Origin of the sequence: Micromonospora sp. NPDC050784 (assembly GCF_044456765.1) — a bacterium.
GTDB classification, from domain to species: Bacteria; Actinomycetota; Actinomycetes; order Mycobacteriales; family Micromonosporaceae; genus Micromonospora; species Micromonospora foliorum.
This window is the reverse complement of the sequence record NZ_JBITGG010000007.1, coordinates 186606-210474: the sequence shown is the minus strand read 5'-3', so window position 1 is coordinate 210474 and position 23869 is coordinate 186606. Positions and strand designations below refer to the sequence as shown.

The 23869-nt window shown below is 71.7% G+C and carries 21 protein-coding genes; 8 read left to right on the top strand and 13 right to left on the bottom strand.

Going from position 1 to position 23869, the window contains the following annotated elements:
- Positions 1-46: 46 nt before the first annotated feature.
- Together ACIBD9_RS12400 and ACIBD9_RS12395 are read right to left on the bottom strand one after the other, a co-directional pair.
- Complete coding sequence (locus ACIBD9_RS12400) at positions 47-739, bottom strand: ABC transporter ATP-binding protein (protein WP_238657899.1); 693 nt, start codon at positions 737-739, stop codon at positions 47-49.
- Positions 726-1487 (bottom strand): ABC transporter ATP-binding protein, encoded by a 762-nt coding sequence (locus tag ACIBD9_RS12395; protein WP_396717007.1) that lies wholly within the window; start codon positions 1485-1487, stop codon positions 726-728. The genes ACIBD9_RS12400 and ACIBD9_RS12395 overlap by 14 nt, the downstream gene beginning before the upstream one ends.
- 223 nt (positions 1488-1710) lie before the next feature.
- On the opposite strand from ACIBD9_RS12395, the gene ACIBD9_RS12390 reads away from it, so the two are divergent.
- On the top strand, positions 1711-2568 hold the full coding sequence (locus tag ACIBD9_RS12390) for an SPFH domain-containing protein (RefSeq protein ID WP_387175389.1): 858 nt from the start codon (positions 1711-1713) through the stop codon (positions 2566-2568).
- 160 nt (positions 2569-2728) lie between these two features.
- Here the strand turns inward: ACIBD9_RS12390 and ACIBD9_RS12385 are convergent, their stop codons facing one another.
- Positions 2729-4105, bottom strand: coding sequence for a permease prefix domain 1-containing protein (locus tag ACIBD9_RS12385; protein WP_396717005.1), 1377 nt, complete (start codon positions 4103-4105; stop codon positions 2729-2731).
- Positions 4102-4467, bottom strand: a complete 366-nt coding sequence (locus ACIBD9_RS12380; protein WP_396717003.1) for a PadR family transcriptional regulator — start codon at positions 4465-4467, stop codon at positions 4102-4104. The genes ACIBD9_RS12385 and ACIBD9_RS12380 overlap by 4 nt, the downstream gene beginning before the upstream one ends.
- A 142-nt stretch (positions 4468-4609) precedes the next feature.
- Here ACIBD9_RS12380 and ACIBD9_RS12375 point away from each other — a divergent pair, with 142 nt between their 5' ends.
- Both ACIBD9_RS12375 and ACIBD9_RS12370 read left to right on the top strand, forming a co-directional pair.
- Complete coding sequence (locus ACIBD9_RS12375; RefSeq protein ID WP_231392589.1) at positions 4610-4897, top strand: hypothetical protein; 288 nt, start codon at positions 4610-4612, stop codon at positions 4895-4897.
- A 136-nt stretch (positions 4898-5033) separates the two neighbouring features.
- Entirely contained in the window at positions 5034-5774 is a 741-nt protein-coding gene (locus ACIBD9_RS12370; RefSeq protein ID WP_396717000.1) for a phosphotransferase family protein, read from the top strand.
- A 20-nt stretch (positions 5775-5794) separates the two neighbouring features.
- Here ACIBD9_RS12370 and ACIBD9_RS12365 read toward each other — a convergent pair whose 3' ends face one another.
- The 3 genes from ACIBD9_RS12365 to ACIBD9_RS12355 form a co-directional block, all read right to left on the bottom strand.
- Positions 5795-6973, bottom strand: a complete 1179-nt coding sequence (locus ACIBD9_RS12365) for an alcohol dehydrogenase catalytic domain-containing protein (protein ID WP_396716998.1) — start codon at positions 6971-6973, stop codon at positions 5795-5797.
- Complete coding sequence (locus tag ACIBD9_RS12360; protein ID WP_396716997.1) at positions 6970-8424, bottom strand: aldehyde dehydrogenase family protein; 1455 nt, start codon at positions 8422-8424, stop codon at positions 6970-6972. The genes ACIBD9_RS12365 and ACIBD9_RS12360 overlap by 4 nt, the downstream gene beginning before the upstream one ends.
- Positions 8425-8499: 75 nt before the next feature.
- The gene (locus ACIBD9_RS12355; protein WP_396716995.1) at positions 8500-9156 is read right to left on the bottom strand and encodes a TetR/AcrR family transcriptional regulator C-terminal domain-containing protein; all 657 of its coding nucleotides are present in this window, start codon (positions 9154-9156) and stop codon (positions 8500-8502) included.
- Between the two features lie 184 nt (positions 9157-9340).
- Here ACIBD9_RS12355 and ACIBD9_RS12350 point away from each other — a divergent pair, with 184 nt between their 5' ends.
- A complete protein-coding gene (locus ACIBD9_RS12350; RefSeq protein WP_196922268.1) occupies positions 9341-10513 on the top strand; it encodes an acyl-CoA dehydrogenase family protein in 1173 nt (390 codons plus the stop codon).
- 63 nt (positions 10514-10576) lie between these two features.
- Here the strand turns inward: ACIBD9_RS12350 and ACIBD9_RS12345 are convergent, their stop codons facing one another.
- The 5 genes from ACIBD9_RS12345 to ACIBD9_RS12325 form a co-directional block, all read right to left on the bottom strand.
- On the bottom strand, positions 10577-11614 hold the full coding sequence (locus ACIBD9_RS12345; RefSeq protein ID WP_396716992.1) for an aminotransferase class V-fold PLP-dependent enzyme: 1038 nt from the start codon (positions 11612-11614) through the stop codon (positions 10577-10579).
- A 61-nt stretch (positions 11615-11675) separates the two neighbouring features.
- Positions 11676-12212, bottom strand: a complete 537-nt coding sequence (locus ACIBD9_RS12340) for a SigE family RNA polymerase sigma factor (RefSeq protein ID WP_396716990.1) — start codon at positions 12210-12212, stop codon at positions 11676-11678.
- The gene (locus ACIBD9_RS12335; RefSeq protein ID WP_396716989.1) at positions 12212-12823 is read right to left on the bottom strand and encodes a permease-like cell division protein FtsX; all 612 of its coding nucleotides are present in this window, start codon (positions 12821-12823) and stop codon (positions 12212-12214) included. The genes ACIBD9_RS12340 and ACIBD9_RS12335 overlap by 1 nt, the downstream gene beginning before the upstream one ends.
- 87 nt (positions 12824-12910) lie before the next feature.
- Positions 12911-15100 carry an FUSC family protein gene (locus ACIBD9_RS12330; protein ID WP_396716987.1) on the bottom strand — a complete coding sequence of 730 codons (2190 nt, stop codon included), beginning with the start codon at positions 15098-15100 and terminating at the stop codon, positions 12911-12913.
- An 88-nt stretch (positions 15101-15188) separates the two neighbouring features.
- Entirely contained in the window at positions 15189-16601 is a 1413-nt protein-coding gene (locus tag ACIBD9_RS12325; RefSeq protein WP_396716985.1) for an FAD-dependent oxidoreductase, read from the bottom strand.
- A 352-nt stretch (positions 16602-16953) separates the two neighbouring features.
- On the opposite strand from ACIBD9_RS12325, the gene ACIBD9_RS12320 reads away from it, so the two are divergent.
- The gene (locus tag ACIBD9_RS12320) at positions 16954-17826 is read left to right on the top strand and encodes a DUF4231 domain-containing protein (protein WP_396716983.1); all 873 of its coding nucleotides are present in this window, start codon (positions 16954-16956) and stop codon (positions 17824-17826) included.
- 200 nt (positions 17827-18026) lie between these two features.
- Here the strand turns inward: ACIBD9_RS12320 and ACIBD9_RS12315 are convergent, their stop codons facing one another.
- A complete protein-coding gene (locus tag ACIBD9_RS12315) occupies positions 18027-19424 on the bottom strand; it encodes a cation:dicarboxylate symporter family transporter (RefSeq protein WP_396716981.1) in 1398 nt (465 codons plus the stop codon).
- A 72-nt stretch (positions 19425-19496) separates the two neighbouring features.
- Here ACIBD9_RS12315 and ACIBD9_RS12310 point away from each other — a divergent pair, with 72 nt between their 5' ends.
- From ACIBD9_RS12310 to abc-f, 3 genes are all read left to right on the top strand, one after another.
- On the top strand, positions 19497-21107 hold the full coding sequence (locus ACIBD9_RS12310; RefSeq protein WP_396716979.1) for an ATP-binding protein: 1611 nt from the start codon (positions 19497-19499) through the stop codon (positions 21105-21107).
- Positions 21104-21799: a response regulator gene (locus tag ACIBD9_RS12305; protein ID WP_396716977.1), complete on the top strand. Its 696-nt coding sequence runs from the start codon at positions 21104-21106 to the stop codon at positions 21797-21799. The genes ACIBD9_RS12310 and ACIBD9_RS12305 overlap by 4 nt, the downstream gene beginning before the upstream one ends.
- Before the next feature lie 351 nt (positions 21800-22150).
- Entirely contained in the window at positions 22151-23788 is a 1638-nt protein-coding gene (abc-f, locus tag ACIBD9_RS12300; RefSeq protein WP_396716975.1) for a ribosomal protection-like ABC-F family protein, read from the top strand.
- Positions 23789-23869: the final 81 nt, after the last annotated feature.

The window sequence follows — 23869 nt, the reverse complement described above, 5'->3', positions numbered from 1 at the left end:
CTCCATCCATCCCGCGCGTCGTCGCGCGGGTCGTCGTTGAGAGAATTCAGATCCCGAGGTACGCGAGCAGTTCGCGTTCGCGCGATCGCACCTCGGAGTTGTCCATCGCCTCGGCGACCCGGCCCTCCGCGAGCAGGTAGTGCCGGTCGGCGACCCCGGTGGCGAAGTGCAGGTTCTGTTCGACAAGCAGCACGGTCACCCCGTGCCGTTTGGCCTCGCGCAGCAGGTCGCCGACCTGCTGCACCAGCAGTGGCGACAGCCCCTCGGTGGGCTCGTCGCATAGCAGCAGCCGGGCGCCCATCCGCAGCACCCGGGCCAGCGCGAGCATCTGCTGCTCGCCGCCGGAGAGCATGGTGGCCGCCGAGTCCCGCCGGGTGTGCAGGGCCGGGAACGCCTCGTACACCCGCTCCAGCGACCACGGGTCGGGGCCGACCGTGGGTGGCAGCGTGAGGTTCTCGGTGACGGTCAGGGTGGCGTAGCTGCCCCGGTCGTCGGGCACCCAGCCCAGGCCCAGGCGGGCCCGCTTGTGCGCCGGCAGCCTGGTGATGTCCCGCCCGTCCAGCTCCACCGTGCCGCGCTGACCGGGGTGCAGCCCCATCACGCAGCGCAGCAGGGTGGACTTGCCAGCACCGTTGCGGCCGACCAGGGTGACCACCTCGCCTGCGGAGACCTCGAGGCTGACGTCGCGCAGCACCTGCGCCTCGCCGTAGAAGGCGGACAGGTTCTCAATGCGCAGCATCGGCCACTCCCAGGTAGGCGGTGATCACGCGCTCGTCGGCGCGGACCTGCTCGTACGGGCCCTCGACGAGGACCTTGCCGGCCTGAAGCACGGTGACGGTGTCGGCGAGACGGCCGACCACACTCATGTTGTGCTCGACCATCACCACGGTCCGGCCCTGGCGCACCCGACCGATCAGCTCGACGGTGCGGTCGACGTCCTCCAGGCCCATGCCCGCCGTCGGCTCGTCGAGCAGCAGCACCTTCGGGTCCAGCGCCAGGGCGATGGCCAGCTCCAGGGCGCGTTTGCGGCCGTACGCCAGGGCGGCGGAGGGGGCGTGCGCCAGCTCGGCCAGCCCCACCATCCCCAGCAGTTCGTCGGCCCGCTCGGTGTAGCGGCCCATCAGCCTCGACGACCGCCAGAACCGCCAGCCCAGCCCGCTGGGTGACTGCAACGCCAGCGCGACGTGCTCGCGCGCGGACAGTTGCGGAAAGAGGCTGGTGATCTGGAACGAGCGGGCCACGCCGAGCCGGGCCACCTGCTCCGGGGGCAGTCCGGTGACGTCCCGCCCGGCCAGCTCGATCCGGCCACCACTGGGTCGCAGGAAGCCGGTGAGCAGGTTGAACAGGGTGGTCTTGCCCGCGCCGTTGGGGCCGACCAGCGCGTGCACACTGTCCGACGCCACGTCGAGGTCCACGTCGTCGACCGCCCGGAAGCCCCGGAAGTCGCGGGTCAGCCCACGGGCCGACAGGAGCGCTTGCCCGGCCATCGCCTCATCCTCCGCACATCGCGGCGACGGTCGGTTCGGTGACCGTGGTCACAGGCCCGTCGCGTGGACGAAACCTACGGCGGGTCGCCAGAGTCGAACCATGTCGATGGACTCCATATTCGACCCACGATTGACGTGCGCGAACTCCACTCCCCTGCGCCGTCGACTTGACCGGACCCCCTAGGTTGATGATCCACACAGCCCACCGAAAGGTCCCCACCCCATGCCCGTCGGCTTCACCATGGCGATCGTCTTCGCCGTCGCCCTGGCGGTCAGCGCCGTCGTCGCCCTCGTCGCTCCGGCACGGTCACTGAAGCGGATGGCCGCCCTCGCGGCGCTCGGCTTCCTCGCCCTCACCCTGGTGGTCGGCATCGCCTCCAGCGCCCACTCGGTGCCGATCCGCTCGGTCGGCATCGTCACCAGCTTCGGCAAGCCCACCGGCGAGGTGACCGGCTCAGGCCTGAAGTGGGTGGCGCCCTGGCAGAAGGTCGGCGAGTGGGACGCGGGCCGACAGAAGTACGACCACATCGGCGGCGACAACTGCGTACGCGTGCGAACCGGCACCCTCGCCGACGCCTGCGTCGAGGTGCTCGTCGAATGGCAGGTCAAGCCGGAGAACGCGCCAAAGCAGTTCATGGACTACAAGGGCGACTTCGCCAGCTTCCGGGGTCAGCGGGTGGGTGTGCAGCTCGACAGCGCGGTCAACGACGCCTTCGCCGCGTACAACCCGCTGGAGAAGATCGACGCCCAGACCGGTGACCTCAACGTCGACCTGAAGCCGTTCGCCGCGAACATCAAGACCAGCGCGGAGACCCGCCTCGCCACCGACGTGGACATCCTCTCGGTAACCATCACGCGGGTGAACCACGACGACAAGACCGAGGGCAACATCAAGGCGTTCCAGGACAAGCTGGCGCAGACCCGCAACCTGGAGCAGGACCGCAAGAACGCCGAGATCTCCAAGCAGATCACCGAGACCAACGCCAAGGTCGACAAGGTGACCCGCTGTCTGGAGATCGCGGAGAAGAACGGCGCCAACCCGGGGCTCTGCATCAACCCGGGCATCGTCACCGGCAAGTGACCCGCGGGCCGGCGAGGGCGACCACCGTCGGTCACCTTCGTCGGGGCGGATGCGGCGTTAGGCGGAATACCTCAGAGGTATAAATATGCCTCTGAGGTATACCGCTCCTCGGCAGACCGACATGACGAGCCGGCCGAGCGCACCGTTAGGGACTATTCGTCTAGGCGAAGCTGAACAGCGGCGGGAAGACGAGGACCACGATCCAGGCCCACACGGCGTACACCGGCAGGTAGCCGGTCTGCCACCGTTCGAGCGTCGCGAACGGCGTGCGCCGACGGATGAAGCTGAGCAGGAGCCACGCCGACCACGCGAGGTTGACCAGCAGGATCACGTTCTCGCCGAGCGCGGCCGCCCGGTTGGGCGTACCGCCGTACTCGTCGGTGATGCGTCCGGTGATCTCCAGCAGCACCAGCACGTCGATGGCCAACGCACTGACCACGAGCGCGAGTTGGAGTTTGTCGAACAGGCCGGGCGGGGCCAGCGGCTCACGGGCCGAGAGTGAGTAGAGCAGCAGCCCCAGCACCACGACCAGCAGGAGGTCGAAGAGGAGCAGCGCCTCCCGCTCGACGTCGATGCCGTGGCTGGTCCAGACGACAGCGACGAGGAAGGCGAGCAGCGCGGCCGTGAAGAGCGGGGTGAACAGCCTGGTCAGGACCGGCGCGATGTTCTCGACGACACTCTGCTTGGCCTCGACGAGCCACCCGGCCACGACGACCGCCGCCGCCGCGCCGCAGGGCAGGAGCCACTGCGAGATGAACTCCTCCGGGACGATGCCGATGGCCGCGAACGTGTTGAACAGGAACGCGGCGAGCACGCCCCCACCGAGGGCCATCAGCACCAGGTAGATGAACCACTCGCCGGTGAACCGGATGAAGTCCATGCGTCGACGGGAGGAGCGCCAGTCGTCGGCGACGTAGGCCAGACCGACCACCAACCACAGGGCGATGGGCAGGTGGACGCTGGTGACGACCACCGACTGCGAATCGTCCGCCAGGGGGTAGGCGTTGGCCGCCACGGCACCGAGGACGAAGAGCACCGCCAGTGCCGCGATCACCGTCCGTCGGGCTCCCCGGCGCCAGGCCAGGTACGCCGCCAGCCAGGGCAGCGCGAACAGCGTGAAGTTCCGCGCGTAGAACGAGCCGTCGTCGGCGAAGCTCAGCCCGAACAGCGCCGGCACCTTGACGGACGCCAGCGCACCCGCCGCACAGCCGAGCATGACCCACAGGTCCCGGCGGGAGCGCGTGCCGCCGACCGGGCTGTCGGAGTCACCGGTCAGCACCAACTGCTTCCACAACCGTTCCGAATGTTCCCGGGCGAACTCGCGGGAGAGCTCGTCGAGGCTGCCCATCCGTTTCACCGCGACCAGGAACGCCTCGTCCGGGCTCAGGCCGGCGGCGACGAGCTCGTCGACCGAGTCGCGGAGGTGGTCTTCCAGCTCGTCGGCGTCCACCGTCTGCAGTTCCCTGCGGCGCAGCACGTACTGGCGCCACTGCTCGAACTGCGCGTCCAGCTCCTCGGGCCCGTCGTGTGCCGTCATGCGAGGCCCTCCAACGGGTGCACCGTCAGCGGCGCACGGTCATGCCAGATCTCCTTGAGCGCGCCCACCACGGTGTCCCACTGGCGGCGCTGCTCGGCCAGCTCGGCCAGGCCCCGTTCGGTGACGCGGTAGTACTTGCGCTTCCGCTCGCCGGCGACCGCCTGCCAGCTGGACTCCAGGTAGCCGAGGCGCTCGAGCCGGTGCAGCAACGGGTACAGCAGCCCTTCGGTCCAGTCCAGCTCACCCCCGGACAGCTCGTTGATCCGCCTGATGATGGCGTAGCCGTAGCTCTCGCCCTCGGCCAGGATGCCGAGCACCATCGGCGTCGCCGAGGCGGCGACCAGATCCTTGGCGACCTTCACGAAACCTCCCGCCCCTAAACCTAGAAGTACGATGCATAGTACTGCTAGGTATAGCTTCTGGCGCAACGGGTGGTGCCCGAATCGCCGTCACGGGCAGCTGTGGTGCCGCGATCGAGCACTTTCCGGGTTAGCCTTGGCGCATATGGCTACCTTTCGCAGCGCCTCAGTCCTCCTTTCCTCGGACGGCACCAGGACCCCCGGCACCGCCGCGCTCTTCGCCGAGCCGGCCCGTAGGGGCGGGACTCCGCCCTGGGCGGGCGACTTCCGTCCCGCCAACAGCGCCGGCAACGGCCCCAAGAACGCGGTCGGGAAGACCTTCACCTTGGAGCTGCCCGACGGCAGCACCGGCAAGGTCGTGGTCCAGGGCCTCAAGAGCGGCAAGGGCGGCGTCGTGCTGGCGCTGATGGGCGAGGACGCCCCGCCCTTCTGACCAGCCGCCCGGCTCTCGTCGCCCGGGTGCCCAGGGTTGACCCTTCCCGGGTCGACCCAGGGCACCTGGCCAACCACGCCAGTCGTCCCCGACAAACCGGTGGGATGTCGATGGCCGTATCGCGACAATGGCCGTCATGCCGGAGGTCGAAGTCGTTGTCGCCCATCAGGAACGCGCGACCCTGCGCGTCGGTGACCTGTTCCTGAAGATCGACGCTGATCCGGGGCGCACCGACGTCGAGGTCGAGGCGATGGCGCTGGCGCCGGTCCCGACCCCCGAGGTTCTCTGGCGCAAGCCGCCCGTGCTCGCGCTCGCCGCCCTGCCCGGAACGGCGCTCGGTCGCCTCGGCGAGCCGTCGACCGCCTCGCCGGCGGCGTGGGCCGCGGCGGGCGCCGCCGCTCGCAAGCTGCACGACGCGCCGCTACCGCCATGGCCCGGCCGCAGCCGCGACGAGTTGACATCGCAGCTCGACGTCGAGTGCGAGTGGCTCGTCGGCAACGGCGTCCTCCCCACCGACCTGGTCACGCGCAACCGCCAGGTCGCCGAGGCGGCGCTCCGCCCGTGGACCCCGGTCTTCACGCACGGCGACCTCCAGATCACCCACGTGTTCGTCGACGGCGATGAGGTCACCGGCGTGCTCGACTGGTCCGAGGCGTGCCAGGGCGACGCCCTCTTCGACCTCGCCACCCTGACGCTCGGCCACGAGGAGCACCTCGGCGACGTCCTCGCCGGTTACCGCGCCGACGTCGACCTCGACGTGGTCCGCGCGTGGTGGTCGTTGCGAAGCCTGCTGGCGGTCCGCTGGCTCGTCGAACACGGCTTCGACCCGTGGGCACCGGGCTGCGAGATCGACGTGCTGAGATCGTCGACGTGCTGAGATCCCGGCTGTGGCGAGCGTCAGTCCAGGGTGACCACCCAGCGGGCGCCCTCGCCCCGCGCCAGCCGGTCGAACGCGGCCGGCGCCTCGTCCAACGAAACCGTCCCGCTGACCAGCACACCCAGATCCAGCGCGTTGTCGGCGAGTTCGGCGGCCAGCACCGGCACCTCCCGGTCCGGGTCGGACGAGCCGTACACCGAGGAGCGCAGGGTGCGCGCGGAGTGGAAGATGTCCAGCGCACCGAGGCTGACCATGTCGTCCTTGGCGCCCATGCCGACCACGGTCACCGCTCCCCCACGTCGGGTGAGCCGCCAGGCGGCCCGGATGGTGGCGGCGCGTCCGACGCACTCGAAGGCATGGTCGACGCCGCGGCTCTCGGTGCGCGCCCGCACCTCCTTGGAGAGCCGGTCGTCGGAGAGCAGGAAGTCGGTCGCCCCGGCGGCGAGCGCCAGGTCCCGTTTCGCCTCGGCCACGTCGATGGCCAGGATCGTCGTGGCACCGGCCCGGCGGGCCGCGCTGAGCACGGCGAGCCCGACCCCACCGAGCCCGACGACCGCCACCGCCTCGCCGGGCGCCACCCGGGCGGTGTTCCGGACCGCGCCGACGCCGGTCAGCACCGCGCAGCCGAGCAGGGCGGCCTGTTCGGACGGCAGCCCGGCCGGGATCGGGATGACGGCACGTTCGGGTACCACCACCGCCTCGGCGAGCGCGCCGAGGCCGAGGGTCAGGTGTAGCGGGACCCCGTCGTCGGTCTCGCCGCGCGGCACGGTCGGGGCGGTGGTGTCGGCGCAGAGCCACGGCTCGCCGCGCCGGCACCACCAGCAGGCCCGGCAGGCCGGTGCCCAGTTGAGCACGACCGGGGTGCCGACGGTCAGCTGGCTGCCCGGCCCGACCTCGGCCACCACGCCGGTCGCCTCGTGCCCGAGCACCAGCGGGAACCTCGCGGCGAGGGTGCCGTTGACCATGGACAGGTCGGAGTGGCAGACACCGGCCGCCCTGATCGTCACCCGTACCTCGCCGGGCCCGGGCGCGGGTAGGCGTACCCGCTCGACCCGCAGCTCGGCACCGGATCCGCGCGCGACGAGCGCGCGAACGGTGACCGGCGCGGACGCCGGCTCGGTGCCGCCGCCGCCCGGCGCGGCCGCGGACAGCTCTGTGCCGCCTGCTGGCGCGGCCGGGGACAGCTCGGGGTGGGTCATCGCTGGATCGCCTTCAGCTCGCAGAACTCGGCCAGCCCGTGCACGCCCAGCTCCCGGCCCAGGCCGGACTGCTTGTAGCCGCCGAACGGGGCGAGCGGGTTGAACGGGGCACCGTTGATGTCGACGGCGCCGGTGCGCAGCCGCCGGGCCACCGCGAGCGCCGCGTCGGTGTCGGCGGACCAGACCGCGCCGGCCAGCCCGTACTTCGAGTTGTTGGCGATGGCGACCGCCTCGTCGGTGTCGGTGAACGGGATGACGGCGAGCACCGGGCCGAAGACCTCCTCCTGGGCGAGTGCACTGTCGGGGTGCACGTCGGCGAAGACGGTCGGGGCGACGAAGTGCCCCCGGGCCGGCACCGGGGCGTCGGGCCCGCCGGTGACCAACCGGGCGCCGTCGGCGAGGGCTCGGTCGATGTGGCCGCGTACCCGCTCGGCCTGCGCGGCGGAGACCAGCGGGCCGAGCCGGGTCGCCGGGTCGAACGGGTCGCCGAGTCGGTAGCCGGCCACCGCCGTGGCGATCAGGTGGAGGGCTTCGTCGTACCGGTCGCGGTGCACCAGCATCCGGGTCCACGCGGTGCAGGTCTGGCCGGAGTTGAGCAGGGCGTTGCCGACGCCCACCTTGACGGCGGTGGCGAGGTCGGCGTCGGGGAGGATCACGTTGGCGGACTTGCCGCCCAGCTCCAGCGCGACCCGGGCGATCCGGTCGGCGGCGAGCCGCATGATCCGCGCGCCGGTGGCGGTGGAGCCGGTGAACGAGACCAGGTCGACGTCGGGGTGCCCGGCGAGCGCCTCGCCGACCACCGGCCCGGTGCCGGGGACCAGGTTGAGCACCCCGGGCGGCAAGCCGGCTTCGCTGACCGCGTCGAAGAGCAGGCACGCGGTCAACGAGGTCAACTCGCTGGGCTTGAGCACCACCGTGCAGCCGGCGGCCAGGGCGGGTGCGAGTTTCGCCATCACCTGGTGCAGCGGGTAGTTCCACGGGGTGATCGCGCCGACCACGCCGATCGGCTCGCGGACGACGAGCGAGTTGCCGATGCTCTCCTCGACCGGCGCGCGGGCGGCGAGCGCGACGTGGTCACGCAGCACGGTCAACGGGAGGCCGACCTGCACCCGGGTGGCGAGCTTGAGCGGCGAGCCCAGCTCCACGGCGATGGTGCGGGCGAGGTCGTCGGCGCGGGCGGTGAGCGCCGTGTGCAGCCGGTCGAGGTGGGCGGAGCGCTCGGCGGGGGTGGCGGCCGACCAGCCGGGGAAGGCGGCGCGGGCCGCGGCCACGGCGCGATTCACGTCGGCCGGGCTGCCGGCCGGCACCTGCCCGACCAGCTCCCCGGTGCTCGGGTTCTCCACGTCGATCAGTTCGGTGTCGGCGGGAGACGTCCACTCCCCACCGACGTGCAGGTGGCGCCGGAGGCGCAGCGAGTCGGGCAACTGCGACGGCGGGGCGGCGAGGTCCATGTCGTCCCTTCGAGGGTGGGCGATGGGCGATGGCGACGGGGTCGAGCGAGGAAACTAGCGCTGGGAGTTTGGACGCTACCCCTTGGGCCGGGCGGACTCCACCGTGTCGACGGTGCGGGTGTACTCGGCAGCCAGTCCGTGCAGCAGGGCGTCCAGGCCGAGAGCGAAGGCGCCCTCGTCCACGCTCTGCTGGTGCTCGGCGAGCCGGTGCGCCTGGCGCAGGTGCGGGTAGTGCGCGGCGTACAGCTCCGGGTCCTCGACGAACCCGCGGGCGAACGAGCCGAGCGCCGACCCGGCCACGAAGTAGCGCAGCGCGGCGCCGATGTGGGTGGCGCGGGCCGGCGGCCAGCCGGCCCGGACCAGGCCGCCGTAGACGGCGTCGGCCATGGCGAGGGCGGCCGGTCGACGACCGGGCCCTTGCGCCAGGTACGGCACGATGTTCGGGTGCGCGGTGAGCGCGCGCCGGTACGACCACGCCCAGTCGCGCAGCGCGGTGGCCCAGTCCCGGCTGGCGAAGCCACTGGTGTCGACGGCGCCGGTGACCGTGTCGGCGACCGCGTCGAGAATGTCGTCCTTGGTGGCGAAGTGGTTGTAGAGCGAGGGACCCTGCACTCCGAGCGCGGCGGCGAGCCGGCGGGTGGAGAGCGCGCCGAGCCCGTCGGCGTCGATCAGCGCGAGCGCCGTCTCGACGATCCGGTCGCGGGTGAGCAGTGGTCGTCGAGGTCGGGGCACGTCACAGCTCCTCGGTCTGCGGTGTCCCTCCCCGCGGGAACCACCTGTTCACGCACCCTATCCGGGACCGTCTGCGCGCAGGCGTCACCACGAGGGTCTGGACGAATGAAAACTTACACCGCTAGTTTAGGGATGACCGCTGCGACCCGCAGCGGCGCACCGCCACGTCGACCGAGGGGGAACCGTGGACTTCGCACTGTCCGACGAGGAACGCGCCGTCCGAGACACCGTGCGCGCGTTCATCACCCGCGAGGTGATGCCCCTGGAAGCGGAGGTGCTCCGCCGGGAACGGGCGCACCAGCCGGGCCTCGACCACTCCGAGGTGCGCGAACTGCAACTCAAGGCACGCAAGTTCGGCTTCTGGGGCCTGGCCACCCCGGAAGAGTACGGCGGGATGAACCTGCCGGCCGTACTCCAGTCGTTGATCTGGACCGAGCTGGGCCGCACGTTCGTGCCGTTCCGCTTCGGTGGCGAGGCGGACAACATCCTGTTCCACGCCACCGAGGAGCAGAAGCGGGAGTTCCTCATCCCGACCATCGAGGGCGAGCGGCGTTCCTGCTTCGCGATCACCGAACCGGGTGCCGGGTCCGACGCGGCCAACATCCGGCTGTCCGCCCGCCGCGACGGCGACGACTGGATCCTCGACGGCGAGAAGACCTTCATCACCGGCGGTCACGACGCCGACTTCGCCATCGTGGTCGCGGTGACCGACCGGGAGAAGGGCGCCCGCAACGGCGGAGCCACCGCCTTCCTGGTGGACCGGTCGATGGGCTGGCGCTCCGAGTTCATCCAGACGATGGGCGAGGGCGGGCCCGCGTCGCTCATCTTCGACGGCGTACGCGTGCCGCACCGCAACATCCTCGGCGAGATCGGGCAGGGCTTCACGCTCGGCATGGAGTGGATCGGCAAGGGGCGTTACACCATCCCGTCGCACGCCATCGGCATCGCCGAGCGGGTGTTGCAGATGGCCATCGAGTACGCCAACACCCGGGAGACCTTCGGCGCGAAGATCGGCACCAACCAGGCCATCCAGTGGATGATCGCCGACTCGGAGACGGAGCTGGAGGCGGCGCGCTGGCTGGTGCTGCGCTCGGCGTGGACGGTCGACGCGGGCCTGGACCCCCGGCACGCCTCGTCGATGGGCAAGCTCTACGGCGCCGGCATGGTCAACCGAGTGGTCGACCGGGTGCTCCAGATCCACGGCGGCATGGGCTACACCCGAGAGCTGCCGATCGAACGCTGGTACCGGCAGGTCCGGCTCTACCGGATCTTCGAGGGCACCGACGAGATGCAGCGGCTGATCATCTCGCGGGACCTGCTGCGCGGCTACACGAAGATCGGTGGCCACCTGGCCTGAGCCGGGACGTCCGCTGACGTCGAGGACGGTCGGCTACCCGCCCGACCGCCCTCGACGCCGGGCTCAGCCGGTCAACGCCGTCAGCGCGGCGTCCACATCGGCCTCGGTGGAGTAGATGTGGAACGAGGCCCGGACCCGCCCGGCGCGCACCGCCGCCCGGATGCCGGCCGCGGCGAGGCGCTGCTCCGCGTCGGCCACGTCCACGCTGACGATGGCGCTCTCCCCCGGTGGCCGGCCCAGCCCGGTCAGGAACCGGTTGGCCAGCGCCACGTTGTGCGCCCCGATCGCCGAGACGCCGACCTCGGCGACCACCTCCAGGGCGGGCACCGCACCGACCCAGCTGAACCAGGCCGGCGAGATGTCGAACCGGCGGGCGTCGTCGGCCAGCCGCAGCGGCGGGCCGTAGTAGGAGGCGTGCGGGTCGCGGCCCGCGTACCAGCCGGCGGCGTCGGGGCGCAGCCGCTCCCGCAACCCGGGGGCCAGGTAGGCGTATGCCGTCCCGCGCGGGTTCATCAGCCACTTGTAGCCGCCCACGGCCACCACGTCGGCCCGGCCACCGTCGAACGGCAGCCAGCCGCACGCCTGGGTGGCGTCCACCGCCACCAGCGCGTCGTGCGCACGGGCCGCGGCCACGATCTCGTCGTACGCGGCGACCGCCCCGTTGGCCGACTGCACCAGGCTGAACGCGACCAGGTCGGTATCGGCGTCGATGGCGTCGACCAGCGAATCCAGCGGCACCGTGCGGACCTTGACGCCGCGCTCCTCCTGCACCAGCCAGGGGAAGAGATTCGAGGTGAACTCGACCTCGGGGACCACCACCGTGGCACCGGCCGGCAGCGCCGCCGCGACCGGCGCGAGGAGCTGGGACACGGTCGCGCCGACCGCCACGTCACCGACCGGCACCCCGATGAGGCCGGCGAAGGCGACGCGAGCCCGGTGCGTCGACTCGCCCCAGCCCTCCCATGACGTACGACCAACCCGCCACGCCGCGAGGGCCTCCTGCAACGCCGCCCACGCCGGCTCCGGCGGCAACCCGTAGCTGGCGGTGTTCAACCAGCCAGGCTCCGGCTGCCACAGCTTCTGCGCCTGCTCGATCTCCATGGCGTCGACGCTAGGCCGAGCGACGCGCGACGGGCACGGCCAATCGGCGACCGGCGGCCTGTCAGATCCGGACGAAGTCCTGACCGAGCAACGCCCGCAGCTTGGTCAACGCGCGGGCGTTCTGCATCTTGACCACCGACACGGAGACGTCGAGGGTGCTGGCGACGGCCTCGACGCTCTGATCCTCCCAGTGCCGGAGCACCACGATGGCCTGGTCGCGAATCGGCAGGGTGGCCAACGCCTGGAGCAGGGCGACGTGCAGCTCCGTGGTGTCGTCGGGCCGTTGCGGCGACACCTCCGGCAGCTCGGCGAGCACGACCTCGGCGGCGCTGTGCCGCTTGTTCTGGTCGAAGACGGTGTTCATGAGGACCCGGCGGCTGTACGCCTCGAGGTTCGCGGTGCGTCGGATCCGGCCCCAGTTCGCGTACATCTTCGCGAAGGTCGTCTGGGTCAGGTCCTGGGCGAGGTGCCAGTCGCGACACATGAGGTAGGCGGTACGCCGCAGCCTCGGTGCGGTGGTCTCGACGAACGCGGTGAACTCCGCCTGTTGGGCGGTCTGCTCGCCCCGTCGAGCCGCGCCCCAGCGGGCGCCCGCCATCAGTCGACCACCGACGCGTTGGTGCCGGCCGGGCAGTCGATGCCGATGATCTCGTCGACCCCGGGCAGGCGTTTGACGCGCTCAGCCACCTCCGCGTACTGGGTCCGCACGACGAGCGTGATCCGGAACGACTCCGGTAGTTGGCTGGGCACGATGTTGTCGACGAGTTCGGGTGCGTCCGCGTACAGCTTCTTGAACTTCTGCAGCGCCACTTCGCGACTCTCATACGCCAAGGTCCCGACCGCTGGGTCCGCGTCCAGCGCGCGGCTGACCGCGCTGCGCTGCTGGTCGGTGATCTGCAGGGCGAGGAAGACCGCGGCGTCGGTCGCTGTCTTCCCGGCGGGAGGCCCGCATTCCTTGTTCACCAGCATGCCGAACGCCGCCGGCACCGTCGTCGGTGGCGGCGGCGACGGCTGCGGCGGTGTCGCCACGTTCACCACCCCGACCGTCGCGACGGCGACCACGGCGGCAACACCTGTCGCCACCAGCCCTTGCCGGCGTCGGCGCAGGGTGGTGCCGGCGGCCATCGCGTCGCCGGCCAGGTCGACAAGGGGTAGTTCGGGCTCGTCGGCGATGGCGCGGTCGAAGAGCACCCGCAGGTTCTGATCCATTTTTCCTCCCGTGGCCCTGGTGGGTTTCCACAGGTGTTGACTGGTTGGGGCACCGGATCGGTCACATCGACGCGCGCGATACCGGCGTCACGGCTTTCGGCGGCGCCCGACCGACTCGTCGGCAACGGGCGGGCTGGCCCGGGCGAGACTGTCGGCGAGGCCGGCGAGCCACCGGTCGACCTCCACCAGGTGCCGGACCGACTGGAGGTCGGCCTCGCCGAGGAGCGGACGGATCCGGTCCAGTTGGTCGACGCAGGTGGTCGAGACCGGCGCCCGGTCCGGTGTCCGGCCGTGCGCGACCTCGTCGGCGAGGGCGTCGTACGCCGATCGCAGGCGCCCGGCGGACTCGCGCAGCAGCGCCGCCGCCGCAACCCAGCCGGCGAGGCAGCCGGGTGGGTTGCGCCGCAGCAGCGACTCCGCGCCCGGCACGACGTGGTGCCCGGTGCTCAGCACGGCGTCCCAGTTCACCTGCTGACGGTGCGGATCGTGCCGCTCCGAGTGGTACTGGCAGTACGACGAGTCGATCAGGACCATCCGACGACGGACCCGGCGGAGGGCACCCTCGGGTGGCGGGGCGTCGCCGAGCACCGCCTGGACCGTCTGGTCGACCGCATCCGCGCTGGCCTTCAGGTAGTGGGTGGCGTTGTGCCGCAGGTCGTGGCCTGCGCCGCGCGGCCACATCGCCACCCCGGCGAGCACGCCGATCACCGCGCCGAGCAGCACGTCGACGAGGCGGACCTCGGCGAGCCGCCACCCTTCCGGGCTGAGCTGGGCGAAGACGACCGTCAGCAGCAGGGTGAACAGCGCCTGCTGCCACACCGGACCGAGCAGGCGACCAACGCCGAAGGCCAGCAGCAGGGTGATCGGCAGGACGATGGCGTACACGATCGGCTCGTTGACGACGAGCATCACCCCGCCGCTGGCGACCGCGCCGGCGATCGTGCCCAGCACGGCCGGCCGCAGCGCCGTGCGGGTGTCGGCGGCCGAGGTGCGCAGGACCGTGAGGGTGGCCAGCAGCACCCAGAAGCCGTGGGTCAGCTGCAACACCCCGGCGGCCACCCGGGCGATGGCGAGCGCCACGGCCAGCCGCAGGGAGCTGTGCAGGTGGGCCGAGCGCGGCGCCAGGTGGGAGCGGAACTGCCACCAGTACAGCGTCCACGGGCTGCGCCGGGTGTACTCGAACAGCCCCGAGGAGGCGTCGCCGCCGTCGAGCCGTACCCCGGTGGCCACCCGGGAACCGACGACGAAGACCCGGACCTGGTCCGCGAGGGCCAGCGCGGTCGCGTCCCGGCACAACCGGGGTACGTCCGGCGCGTCGCGGACCTGGCCCTCTCCCACCGGGTACGCCGCCTCGGCTCGTCCGACCGCCACGTCAAGGTCGGCGGGGGCCACCGCCGGGGCACCCGGCGACAGGCTCCGGCCGGCGGCGCGGGTCGTGTCCGCGCACGAGCGCAGCAGACGCGCCGCCGCCAGGTCCGGGATCGGCTCGGGCGGGGCGTCCGCCGCCAGCCGGTCGGCCTCGGCGAGTACCTCCCGTAACGCGGCCGCGCAGATCCGCAACGCCCGGTCCCGAGCGCCCGCCGCGGTGGGCGCCCACGCCGGGGGGCTGCGGTTCAACTCGATCGCCGCCACCACGTCGTACGCCCGCTCGCGCCGACTGTCCCGACCACCCGCGGGGGTGTGCGGCGCGGTCAACCTCTCGGCGGCGGCGTCGAGGAAGGCGGCGACGCCGTCCGCCGCCTCGGCGAGGCGCTGCCGGTAGGAGACCGGCACCGGGTCGGGCCAGAGGAGCACCTCGGCTGCGGCGAGCAGCACGACGGCGAACGTCACCCCACCGAGCCGCTCCGGCAGGGTGCCCGGCTGGTACGGCGGGAACGACGCCAGGATGTAGAAGAGCTGGAACGCGCTCGCCAAACCCACCAGGCGCGGGTTGCCGACCCCGGCGAACGCCACCACGAACCCGACGACCAGCATGCCCCCGGCCGCCGCCCACGTGCTCCACGCCAACAGCGAGCCCACCGCGATCAGCGCCCACACGGCCGGCAGCGACAGCACGAGGATCCGCGCCCGCTGCGGCGCCGGCCCGGGCAGCTGCGCGAACGACCCGGTGGCGATCGTGCCGAACAACCCGTAGGTGGCGAGCGTCGAGTTGCCCGCCCCGTACCGGCAGCCGTAGAAGACGACGGACGCGACGAGCGTCAGTCGGGCCGCGCGTCGCAGGATGGCATCACCCGGGTCACGGCGGCGAAGCCGGCCAAGGAGGCTGGTTCCGAGCACGACCGCTCCCCCGGCTTCGTCGCAGCACCCCTCCCCGGCCCACCATTCTCCACCTCGCCCCGGCGGGGGCGGCGGGTTTGGCGGCGAATCACCGCCGAGAGCTGCCGAGCAGACCGAGTCGGAGGGCCCGGAACAGGGTGCCGGGGCGGCTCAGGGCGGCCGGGTGGTCGAGCATGGTGGTGACCCGGCCCAGCCGGGCGTTGAGCACCGGGTCGGTCAGCGACGCCCGGAAGAGCAGGTCCCCGAACCACTTGGTGACCTTGTAGCCCGGCGGGTACGGCCCGTCGACGTGCGGCAGCTCGATGTCGGCGGTGGTGGAGATCTGCCAGGCGGCGTCGACCACCACGCGGACCTGGTCGAAGTACGCCCGCGCGGGCTCGTCGTGCGGCTTGGAGCCGGACCGCAGGTACTTCGACAGGCAGGAGGCGTGCAGCGTCGCGGAGGTCATGCCCTGGCCGTACACCGGGTTGAAGGACGCGACCGCGTCACCGGCGGCGACCAGCCCGGCCGGCAGGCGGTCGAGCTTGTGGAAGTCGCGGCGTCGGCTGTCCGCCTGGTGGTACGTGACCACCCCGCCGAGCATCTCCCCGTGTTCGGCGATGTCACCGAACATCTGCGGGTAGTGCTCGCGGCAGCGGGCGGTGAAGTCGGCGACGTCGCGGCTGGGCCGGTCCCCGTCGTAGCCGGCCACCAGCATGATCCACCGGTCCCCCTCGACCGAGTTGATCCCACCGATCCGGGCGGTACGCCCCTTGCCCGCCATGGTGTGGAAGACCGCCACCCAGGCGTCGCTGACCTTCTCGTCGCGCCTGAAGAGCGCCGTGGCGTAGTTCAGTTTGATCGGCATGCGCTGCATCGGCGGGCGCGGCCACCCGTGCTCGGCCAGCCAGTCGCTCAACCGGCTGGACCGCCCCATCGCGTCGACCACCAGGTCTGCCGCTTCCACGATGGGCTCGCTGCCACCCTCGGGCACGTACCGGGCGCCGGTGACCCGGCGCTCGTCGAAGAGCAGGCCCTCCGCCCGGCCGTACACCATGCGGATGTTGTCGACGGCGAGGGTGCGCCGGCGGACCAGCGCCTCCAGGAACGGACGGGTGGTGATCAGCGCCGGTCCGGTGCCGGTCGGCGCGGGCGGCAGACCCAACATGCCGTTCACGAAGACCTTCGCCGTGCCCGGGTCGCGCGGCGGTGGCGGGGCGCCGAGCGCGAGCGCCTCGTCGGCGATGCCGGGAAACCAGCGCTCCAACTGGACCTGACCGGCGGGCAGCAGCGCGTGCACCTGACTGCCCTGGGGCACACCCGGCCGCGGCCCGGCGTCGACATCGGACGGGTCCCGTTCGATGATCAGCACTTCCTCGGCGTGGTCGCTCAACACCCGGGCGGCCAGCAACCCGGCCATGCTGCCGCCAAGCACCACCGCACGTCGCATGACCACTCTGGTCTCGGCCGGCGGTTCGGCCGTCGCTATCTCGGCGAAGAGCCGGGACGGAGAGGGGGGCATGCGATCACTCCTCGAACGGTCGGGGAACCTCGACATCCACGACCGTAACCATCGCAGCGCCCGCCGTCAGCGCTGATTTGGCCCGCCATTTCTGGTTGGCGCCCCGGGACCCGGTGAAAAGGTCCGCCACGGTTGATTAAGAGCTTTGCGTCATTCGTCGCGGCGTGTCGTGACGCGAACTTCTTGATCACCGGCGGCGGGCGCGGGCGGCGGCGGGCGCGGGGTGGGAGTCGGTGCGGGTGGTCGGGGTGGACGGCGGTGTCTACTGTCTACAGCGCCGCGTACCGACTGCTGGTCGGGATCGCTGCTCGCCCCGCCGACGCCCTGGACGTTCTGTCGAGAGGTCACCGACATGCTGAAGGCCGAGGATCTTCCCCCGTTTCAGCGTGCCGTGTCCTACGAGTCGCAGCGCGGCCAACGGGTGTACGCAACCCTGATCGCGCTGCGGCTGTCCCTGCTCCTGGTGGCCGCGGTCGCGGGAGTCGCCACCTGGAAGCTCGACGACTTCGCTCTGGGCCCGGCGCTCGCGGCGGCTGCCTTCGCCGCCACCTCGGTCGTCGAGGTCTTCCTCCTCACCAATCGCCCCAACGAACGGTGGTACGTCGGCAGGGCCCTCTCCGAATCCATCAAGTCGCTCACCTGGCGATTCACCATCGCGGCTGACCCTTTTCCGCGATCGCAGAGCGACTCGGACAGCGTCGAGGAGTTCACCAGCCGACTGCTGGGCCTGACCCGGGACATGTCCGCCGCCGGGTTGGCGGCCCCCGCGATGGCCGGGCAGCAAATCACGGACGGAATGCGCGCACTACGCGCCGCCTCCCTCGAGGAGCGCCGTGCCGCGTACCTGACCGGCCGTCTTGAGGCCCAGCGAGCCTGGTACGCCGAGCGGTCATTGTCGAACCGGGCGCGGGCGACCCGCTGGTCGGTCAGCATGCTCGTGCTGGAGATAGTCGGGGTGACCCTGGCCGTGTCGAGGGCTGCCGGGCTGACCGACCTCGACCTGCTCGGCGTGGCCGCCGCGGCGGTCGCGGCCGGGGCGGCCTGGACGCAGACGCGGCAACACGGCGCGGTGGCGACCGCCTATGCCCTGGCAAGTCAGGAGCTTGCCGCCATGGGGTCCCTGGCCACCCGGATCGGCTCGGAGGCCGAACTGTCGCGGTTCGTGAACGACACGGAGACGGCGATCTCCCGGGAGCACACGATGTGGCGAGCACGCCGCCGCTGACCCCTCCCGCTCTCAGCGCCCGGCGCCGGCAGATCGGCTCGGATTTCAGGAAAACGCGGTGTCCGGGCCGCTCGGATGCCCCGATTTCCAGTAAACGGAGTGGATCAGCGGCGGGTAGGGATCGCGGCGGGGTCGCGGCGACGCTCGGCCGCCGCGACCCCGGTCCACGCCCGTGACTCAGGCCGCGCTCCGGCCGGCGCTCAGCCCGACGCTCCGGCCGACGCTCCGGCCGGCGTGGTCTCCTTCTCGTCGGGGCGGGGCGCCGCCTCGTCGTCGTCGTGCTCGTCGACCATGGTGGCCTCGTCGAACGGGTCGTTGCCGCTCAGCACCGCGGTCGCCCGCTCCCGGTCGAACTCGCCGGTCCAGGTGCCCACCAGCACGGTCGCCACCGCGTTGCCGGCGAAGTTGGTCAGCGCCCGAGCCTCCGACATGAACCGGTCGATGCCGACGATCAGCCCGACCCCGTCGACGAGGTCCGGCCGGTGTGACTGGAGGCCGCCGGCCAGCGTGGCCAGCCCGGCGCCGGTGACCCCGGCGGCGCCCTTCGACGCGATGATCATGAACAGCAGCAGCGAGATCTGCTCGCCGATGGCCAGCGGCTTGCCCAGCGCGTCGGCGATGAACAGCGACGCCATGGTCAGGTAGATCGCCGTACCGTCCAGGTTGAACGAGTAGCCGGTCGGCACCGTGATGCCGACGACCGGCTTGCTCACGCCGAAGTGTTCCATCTTGGCGATCAGCCGCGGCAGCGCCGACTCCGACGACGAGGTCGACAGGATCAGCAGAAACTCCCGGCCCAGGTAACGCAGCAGCGAGAAGATCGAGATCCGGGCCACGAACCACAGCAGCGCGCCCAGGAAGACCAGCACGAAGATCAGACAGGTGACGTAGAAGCCCACCATGATCTGGGCGAGGCTCTTGAGGGCGTCCACGCCGGTCGCGCCGACCACGGCGGCCATCGCGCCGAACGCGCCGATCGGCGCCAGCCACATGATCATGGCGAGGACCTTGAAGACGACCCGCTGGATGACGGTGATGGCGCTGAGCACCGGCTCACCCCGCCGGCCCATGGCCTGTACGGCGAAGCCGACCAGCAGGGCGACCAGCAGCGTCTGGAGCACCTTGCCCTCGGTCAGCGCCGAGAGCAGCGTGGTCGGGATGATCCCGAGCAGGAAGTCCGCCGTACCGGCGGCCTCGTCACCGGCGGCGGCCTTGCCGGAGCCGGCGAGTTCCGGGCCGAGGTTCAGGCCGGAGCCGGGGTGGATGAGGTTGCCGACGACCAGGCCGATGGCGAGCGCGACGGTCGACATGGTGAGGAAGTAGCCGAGGGCCAGGCCGCCGACCTTGCCGACCTTCGCGGCCTGCCGGACGGAGCCGACGCCGAGCACGATGGTGCAGAAGATGACCGGGCTGATCATCATCTTGATCAGGTTGACGAAGCCGGTGCCGATCGGCTTGAGTTCCTTGCCGAAATCGGGGGCGACCAGGCCGACCACGATGCCGGCGACCACGGCCACGATGACGGCCAGATACAGGTAACGGGTACGGTCCCGGCGGACCGCCGGTGCCGGGGTGGTGGCGGGTGTGGTGGTGTCCATGTCGACAATGTGAAGCGCGTCTCACCGGTTGACAGCCTTGCGGTCATTCTGTTCACCGCGACGGCACCAACGGTGGCGCGAGAGGAGGTGGTGGAGGTGGCCCGACGCCAGTGGAGCATCGCGGGGCAACTCTTCGCCCTCCAGGCGATGGTGGTGACGTTGCTCGTGCTGGCCGGCGCGGCGGGCGCCGTGTGGCTGGCCCGCAGCGACGCGCGCCAGGCCGCGCAGGATGAGGTGCTCGCGGTGGCGCAGACCGTGGCCGGCTCCCCCGACGTCCGCGCGGCCCTCACGACCGCCGACCCCGCGAGGGTCCTGCAGCCGTACGCCGAGTCGACCCGCAAGGCCACGGAAACCGACTTCGTGGTGGTGATGGCCCCCGACCGCACCCGTTTCTCGCACCCGACGGAGGACCGGATCGGCGAGCCGTTCGTCGGCGAGATCGGTCCCGCCCTGGCGGGCCGCCCGTTCACCACCACCAACGTCGGGACGCTCGGCGAGTCGGTGCGCGCGGTCGTTCCGGTGTACGACGAGCAGCGACACCTCATCGGTCTGGTCTCGGTGGGCATCACCACCCGCGAGATCGACAAGAAGCTACTCGGCCAGTTGCCGGTGCTGTTCGGTGTGGTCACTCCGGCTCTGGCGCTCGCCGCGACGGGCTCCTGGCTGCTCAGCCGCCGGCTCCGTCGTCAGACGCACGGTCTGGGGCCGGCGCAGATGACCCGGATGTACGAGTACTACGACGCTGTTCTGCACTCGGTGCGCGAGGGTCTCGTCGTGCTGACCACCGATCGCCGGGTGGCGCTCGTGAACGACGAGGGCCGCCGGCTGTTGGGGCTCGACGCGGACGCACCGGTGATCGACCAGCCGGTGGCCGGGATCGACCTGCCACCGGCGGCAGCCGAGCTGCTCGACTCCGGGCGCGACGCCCGTGACGAGCCGATCCTCGCCGGTGACCGGGTGCTCGTCGCCAACCAGCGGACCGCCCGGTTCGAGGGCGCGGCGCTCGGCACCGTGCTGACCCTGCGCGACCAGACCGAGCTGCGCACACTGGCCAGCGAGCTGGATTCGGTGCGGGCGCTGACCGAGGCGTTGCAGGCGCAGACCCACGAGTCGGCCAACCGGCTGCACACCGTGCTGACCCTGGTCGAGCTGGGCCGCGCCGACGAGGCTGTCCGGCTCGGCACCCGGGACCTGGTCCTCGCCCAGCAGCTGACCGACCGGGTGGTCGGCGCGGTGACCGAGCCGGCGTTGGCCGCCCTGCTGCTCGGCAAGTCCGCACAGGCCGGCGAGCGCGGGGTGGATCTGGTCATCGAGCCGGACTGCCACCTCGACGACAGTCCGCTGCCAACCGGTGACCTGCTCACCGTGGTCGGCAACCTGGTCGACAACGCCCTGGAGGCGGTGGCCGGCACACCGGCGCCGCGCCGGGTGCGGGTCTTCGTCGGCATTGTCGACGACGAGTTGGTGGTCCGGGTCGCCGACAGCGGCCCCGGCCTGGCACCGGAGCGGGTCGCCGACGCGTTCCGGCGCGGCTGGTCCACCAAGAGCACCGGCCGGGGCCTCGGGCTGGCACTGGTCGGGCAGGTGGTCCGCCGGCACGGCGGGGGTGCCGAGGTGGGTCGCTCGGACGACGGCGGCAGCCTGTTCACCGTCCGACTGCCGGGCAGAATCGAGCGGTCATGACCGACATCCGGGTGCTGGTCGTCGAGGACGAGCCGCTGCTGGCCGAGGCGCACAGCGCGTACACCGAACGGGTTCCCGGTTTCGTGGTGGTCGGGGTGGCGCACACCGCGCGGGCGGCGATGGCTGCCCTTCGCGCCAACGACGGCGGCGACGTGGACCTCGTACTCCTTGATTTTCGGCTGCCCGACCTGCACGGCCTGGACGTCTGCCGGGCGCTGCGCGCGGCCGGCAGCAGCGTCGACGTGCTCGCGGTGACCTCCGCGCGGGACCTGGCGGTGGTGCGCACCGCCGTGTCCCTCGGGGTGACCCACTACCTGCTCAAGCCGTTCACGTTCGCCGCGTTCCGCGACAAGCTGGAGCGGTACGCCGACTACCGCGCCCAGGCGCTCGCCGACGGCGAGGTCGCCGCCCAGCACGAGGTGGACCAGATGTTCGCCACCCTGCGCGGCACCGCCGGGCACAGCCTGCCCAAGGGGCTCGACGCGCAGACCCTCGATCGGGTACGCGCCGCGCTCACTGACGGCACCCGCGCGGAGGCCGGGCTGTCCGCGACCGAGGTGAGCGCGCTGACCGGCATCTCCCGGGTGACCGCCCGCCGCTACCTGGAGTATCTGGTCACCGTCGACCGGGCCGCCCGCACCCCCCGCTACGGCACCCCGGGCCGCCCCGAGGTCGAGTACCGCCCCCGCTGACGCCCCGGATACGTCGATCATGGAGTTGTGGTGCTGCACAAAGGGGGCGTAGGATGACAATTCGCCCACCACAACTCCATGATCGACGAGTACTGACCTCGGAGGGGTGGGCGGGAACCGCTGTGGCGGGGTGGAGATCCGTTGTTAGACTCGGCTGAGTTGGGTTAGTGGCACGACCAGGGAGACCAGACATGGCGGGTGACGACGACATCTCCGGGTGAGACCGGATGTGTTCGGCCATCGGTTCGGCGCGCCTCCTGCGCAGCCGCCGTGGCCATTTGTCGTTCCACCGGTTCCCGTTGTCGTCGGGCGGCTCTGGCGCGCCCACCCCACCCTCTCGAGGTCACTCGCATGTCTGATGCGTTCATTGTCTGCTCGAACCTGTCCTTCTCCTGGCCGGACGACACCCCGGTCTTCTCGGAGCTGTCCTTCACCGTGCCGGGCGGTCGCACCGGGCTGGTCGCGCCCAACGGCGCCGGCAAGAGCACCCTGCTGCGGCTGATCGCCGGGGAGCTGCGGCCCAGCGGCGGCAGCGTCACCGTCGACGGCCTGCTCGGCTACCTCCCGCAGACGCTGCCGCTGGCCGGTGACCTGAGCGTGGCGCAGGTGCTGGGCGTCGCCGAGCGGATCGCGGCGCTGCACGCCATCGAGTCCGGCGACGCCAGCGAGGAACACTTCGCCACGATCGGCGACGACTGGGACATCGAGGAGCGCACCCGCTCGGAGTTGGACCGGCTCGGCCTGGGTGAGCTGTCGCTCGACCGTCGGCTGGACACCCTCAGTGGCGGTCAGGTGGTCTCTCTCGGCCTGGCGGCGCAACTGCTGCGCCGCCCGAACGTGCTGCTGCTCGACGAGCCGACAAACAACCTGGATGTGGAGGCCCGGCACAAGCTCTACGACGTCCTCACCGACTGGTCCGGATGTCTGCTGCTGGTCAGCCACGACCGGGAGCTGCTGGACCGGATGGACCGCATCGCCGAGCTGGACCAGGGTGAGATCCGCTGGTACGGGGGCAACTTCACCGCGTACACCGAGGCGCTGCAGGCGGCGCGGGAGGTGGCCGAGAGCAACCTGCGCAACGCCGAGCAGGAGGTCAAGCGGGAGAAGCGGGAGATGCAGCAGGCCCGGGAGCGCGCCGACCGGCGGGCCAGCAACGCGTCCAAGAACCTGAAGAACGCGGGCCTAGCCCGGATCGTGGCCGGCGGGCTCAAGCGCAGCGCGCAGGAGTCGGCCGGCAAGGCGCAGGAGACGCACTCGTCCCGGCTCGGCCAGGCCAAGGCCCGGCTAGACGAGGCGGGCCGGGCGGTACGCGACGAGGACCGGATCGTCGTGGACCTGCCGGACACCAGCGTCCCGGGCGGGCGCACGGTCTTCTCCGGCCAGGGGATGCGGGCCCGCTTCGACGACCGGGACCTGTTCGGCGACGACGGCGCCGATCTGGTGATCCGGGGGCCGGAACGGATCGCGCTCACCGGGGCGAACGGCGTCGGCAAGTCGACCCTGCTACGCCTGGTCAACGGCGACCTGGACCCGGCCGGCGGCGAGATCCGGCGGGCCGACGGGCGGATCGCGTACCTGTCGCAGCGGCTGGACCTGCTGGACCTCGACCGCACGGTGGCGGAGAACTTCGCCGCGTACGCGCCGAACCTGCCGGACGCCAAGCGGATGAACCTGCTCGCCCGGTTCCTGTTCCGGGGTGCCCGGGTCAACCTGCCGGTCGGGGTGCTCTCCGGCGGTGAACGGCTGCGCGCCACCCTCGCCTGTGTGCTCTGCGCCGAACCGGCGCCGCAACTGCTGCTGCTCGACGAGCCGACCAACAACCTGGACCTGGTCAGCGTGGGTCAGTTGGAGAGCGCGCTGTCGGCGTACCAGGGGGCGTTCGTGGTGGTCAGCCACGACGAGCGGTTCCTCGCCGAGATCGGCGTGCAGCGGTGGTTGCGGCTGGCCGACGGCCAGCTCCGGGAGATCAGCGCCCCCGACCGGGGCTGAGCTTGGCGGGGGGGGGGGGGCGCCCCCGGCCCCCCCCCCCCCCCACAACAAAACATTTGACGGGCGGCGGCGCGCGTAAAT

What these genes read in the sequence shown, in the direction of transcription:
- ACIBD9_RS12400 (WP_238657899.1), bottom strand. Translation starts at nt 739, where the DNA reads ATGCTGCGCATTGAGAACCTGTCCGCCTTCTACGGCGAGGCGCAGGTG.
- ACIBD9_RS12395 (WP_396717007.1), bottom strand. Translation starts at nt 1,487, where the DNA reads ATGGCCGGGCAAGCGCTCCTGTCGGCCCGTGGGCTGACCCGCGACTTC.
- ACIBD9_RS12390 (WP_387175389.1), top strand. Translation starts at nt 1,711, where the DNA reads ATGCCCGTCGGCTTCACCATGGCGATCGTCTTCGCCGTCGCCCTGGCG.
- ACIBD9_RS12385 (WP_396717005.1), bottom strand. Translation starts at nt 4,105, where the DNA reads ATGACGGCACACGACGGGCCCGAGGAGCTGGACGCGCAGTTCGAGCAG.
- ACIBD9_RS12375 (WP_231392589.1), top strand. Translation starts at nt 4,610, where the DNA reads ATGGCTACCTTTCGCAGCGCCTCAGTCCTCCTTTCCTCGGACGGCACC.
- ACIBD9_RS12370 (WP_396717000.1), top strand. Translation starts at nt 5,034, where the DNA reads ATGCCGGAGGTCGAAGTCGTTGTCGCCCATCAGGAACGCGCGACCCTG.
- ACIBD9_RS12365 (WP_396716998.1), bottom strand. Translation starts at nt 6,973, where the DNA reads ATGACCCACCCCGAGCTGTCCCCGGCCGCGCCAGCAGGCGGCACAGAG.
- ACIBD9_RS12360 (WP_396716997.1), bottom strand. Translation starts at nt 8,424, where the DNA reads ATGGACCTCGCCGCCCCGCCGTCGCAGTTGCCCGACTCGCTGCGCCTC.
- ACIBD9_RS12345 (WP_396716992.1), bottom strand. Translation starts at nt 11,614, where the DNA reads ATGGAGATCGAGCAGGCGCAGAAGCTGTGGCAGCCGGAGCCTGGCTGG.
- ACIBD9_RS12340 (WP_396716990.1), bottom strand. Translation starts at nt 12,212, where the DNA reads ATGGCGGGCGCCCGCTGGGGCGCGGCTCGACGGGGCGAGCAGACCGCC.
- ACIBD9_RS12335 (WP_396716989.1), bottom strand. Translation starts at nt 12,823, where the DNA reads ATGGATCAGAACCTGCGGGTGCTCTTCGACCGCGCCATCGCCGACGAG.
- ACIBD9_RS12325 (WP_396716985.1), bottom strand. Translation starts at nt 16,601, where the DNA reads ATGCCCCCCTCTCCGTCCCGGCTCTTCGCCGAGATAGCGACGGCCGAA.
- ACIBD9_RS12320 (WP_396716983.1), top strand. Translation starts at nt 16,954, where the DNA reads ATGCTGAAGGCCGAGGATCTTCCCCCGTTTCAGCGTGCCGTGTCCTAC.
- ACIBD9_RS12315 (WP_396716981.1), bottom strand. Translation starts at nt 19,424, where the DNA reads ATGGACACCACCACACCCGCCACCACCCCGGCACCGGCGGTCCGCCGG.
- ACIBD9_RS12305 (WP_396716977.1), top strand. Translation starts at nt 21,104, where the DNA reads ATGACCGACATCCGGGTGCTGGTCGTCGAGGACGAGCCGCTGCTGGCC.
- abc-f (WP_396716975.1), top strand. Translation starts at nt 22,151, where the DNA reads ATGTCTGATGCGTTCATTGTCTGCTCGAACCTGTCCTTCTCCTGGCCG.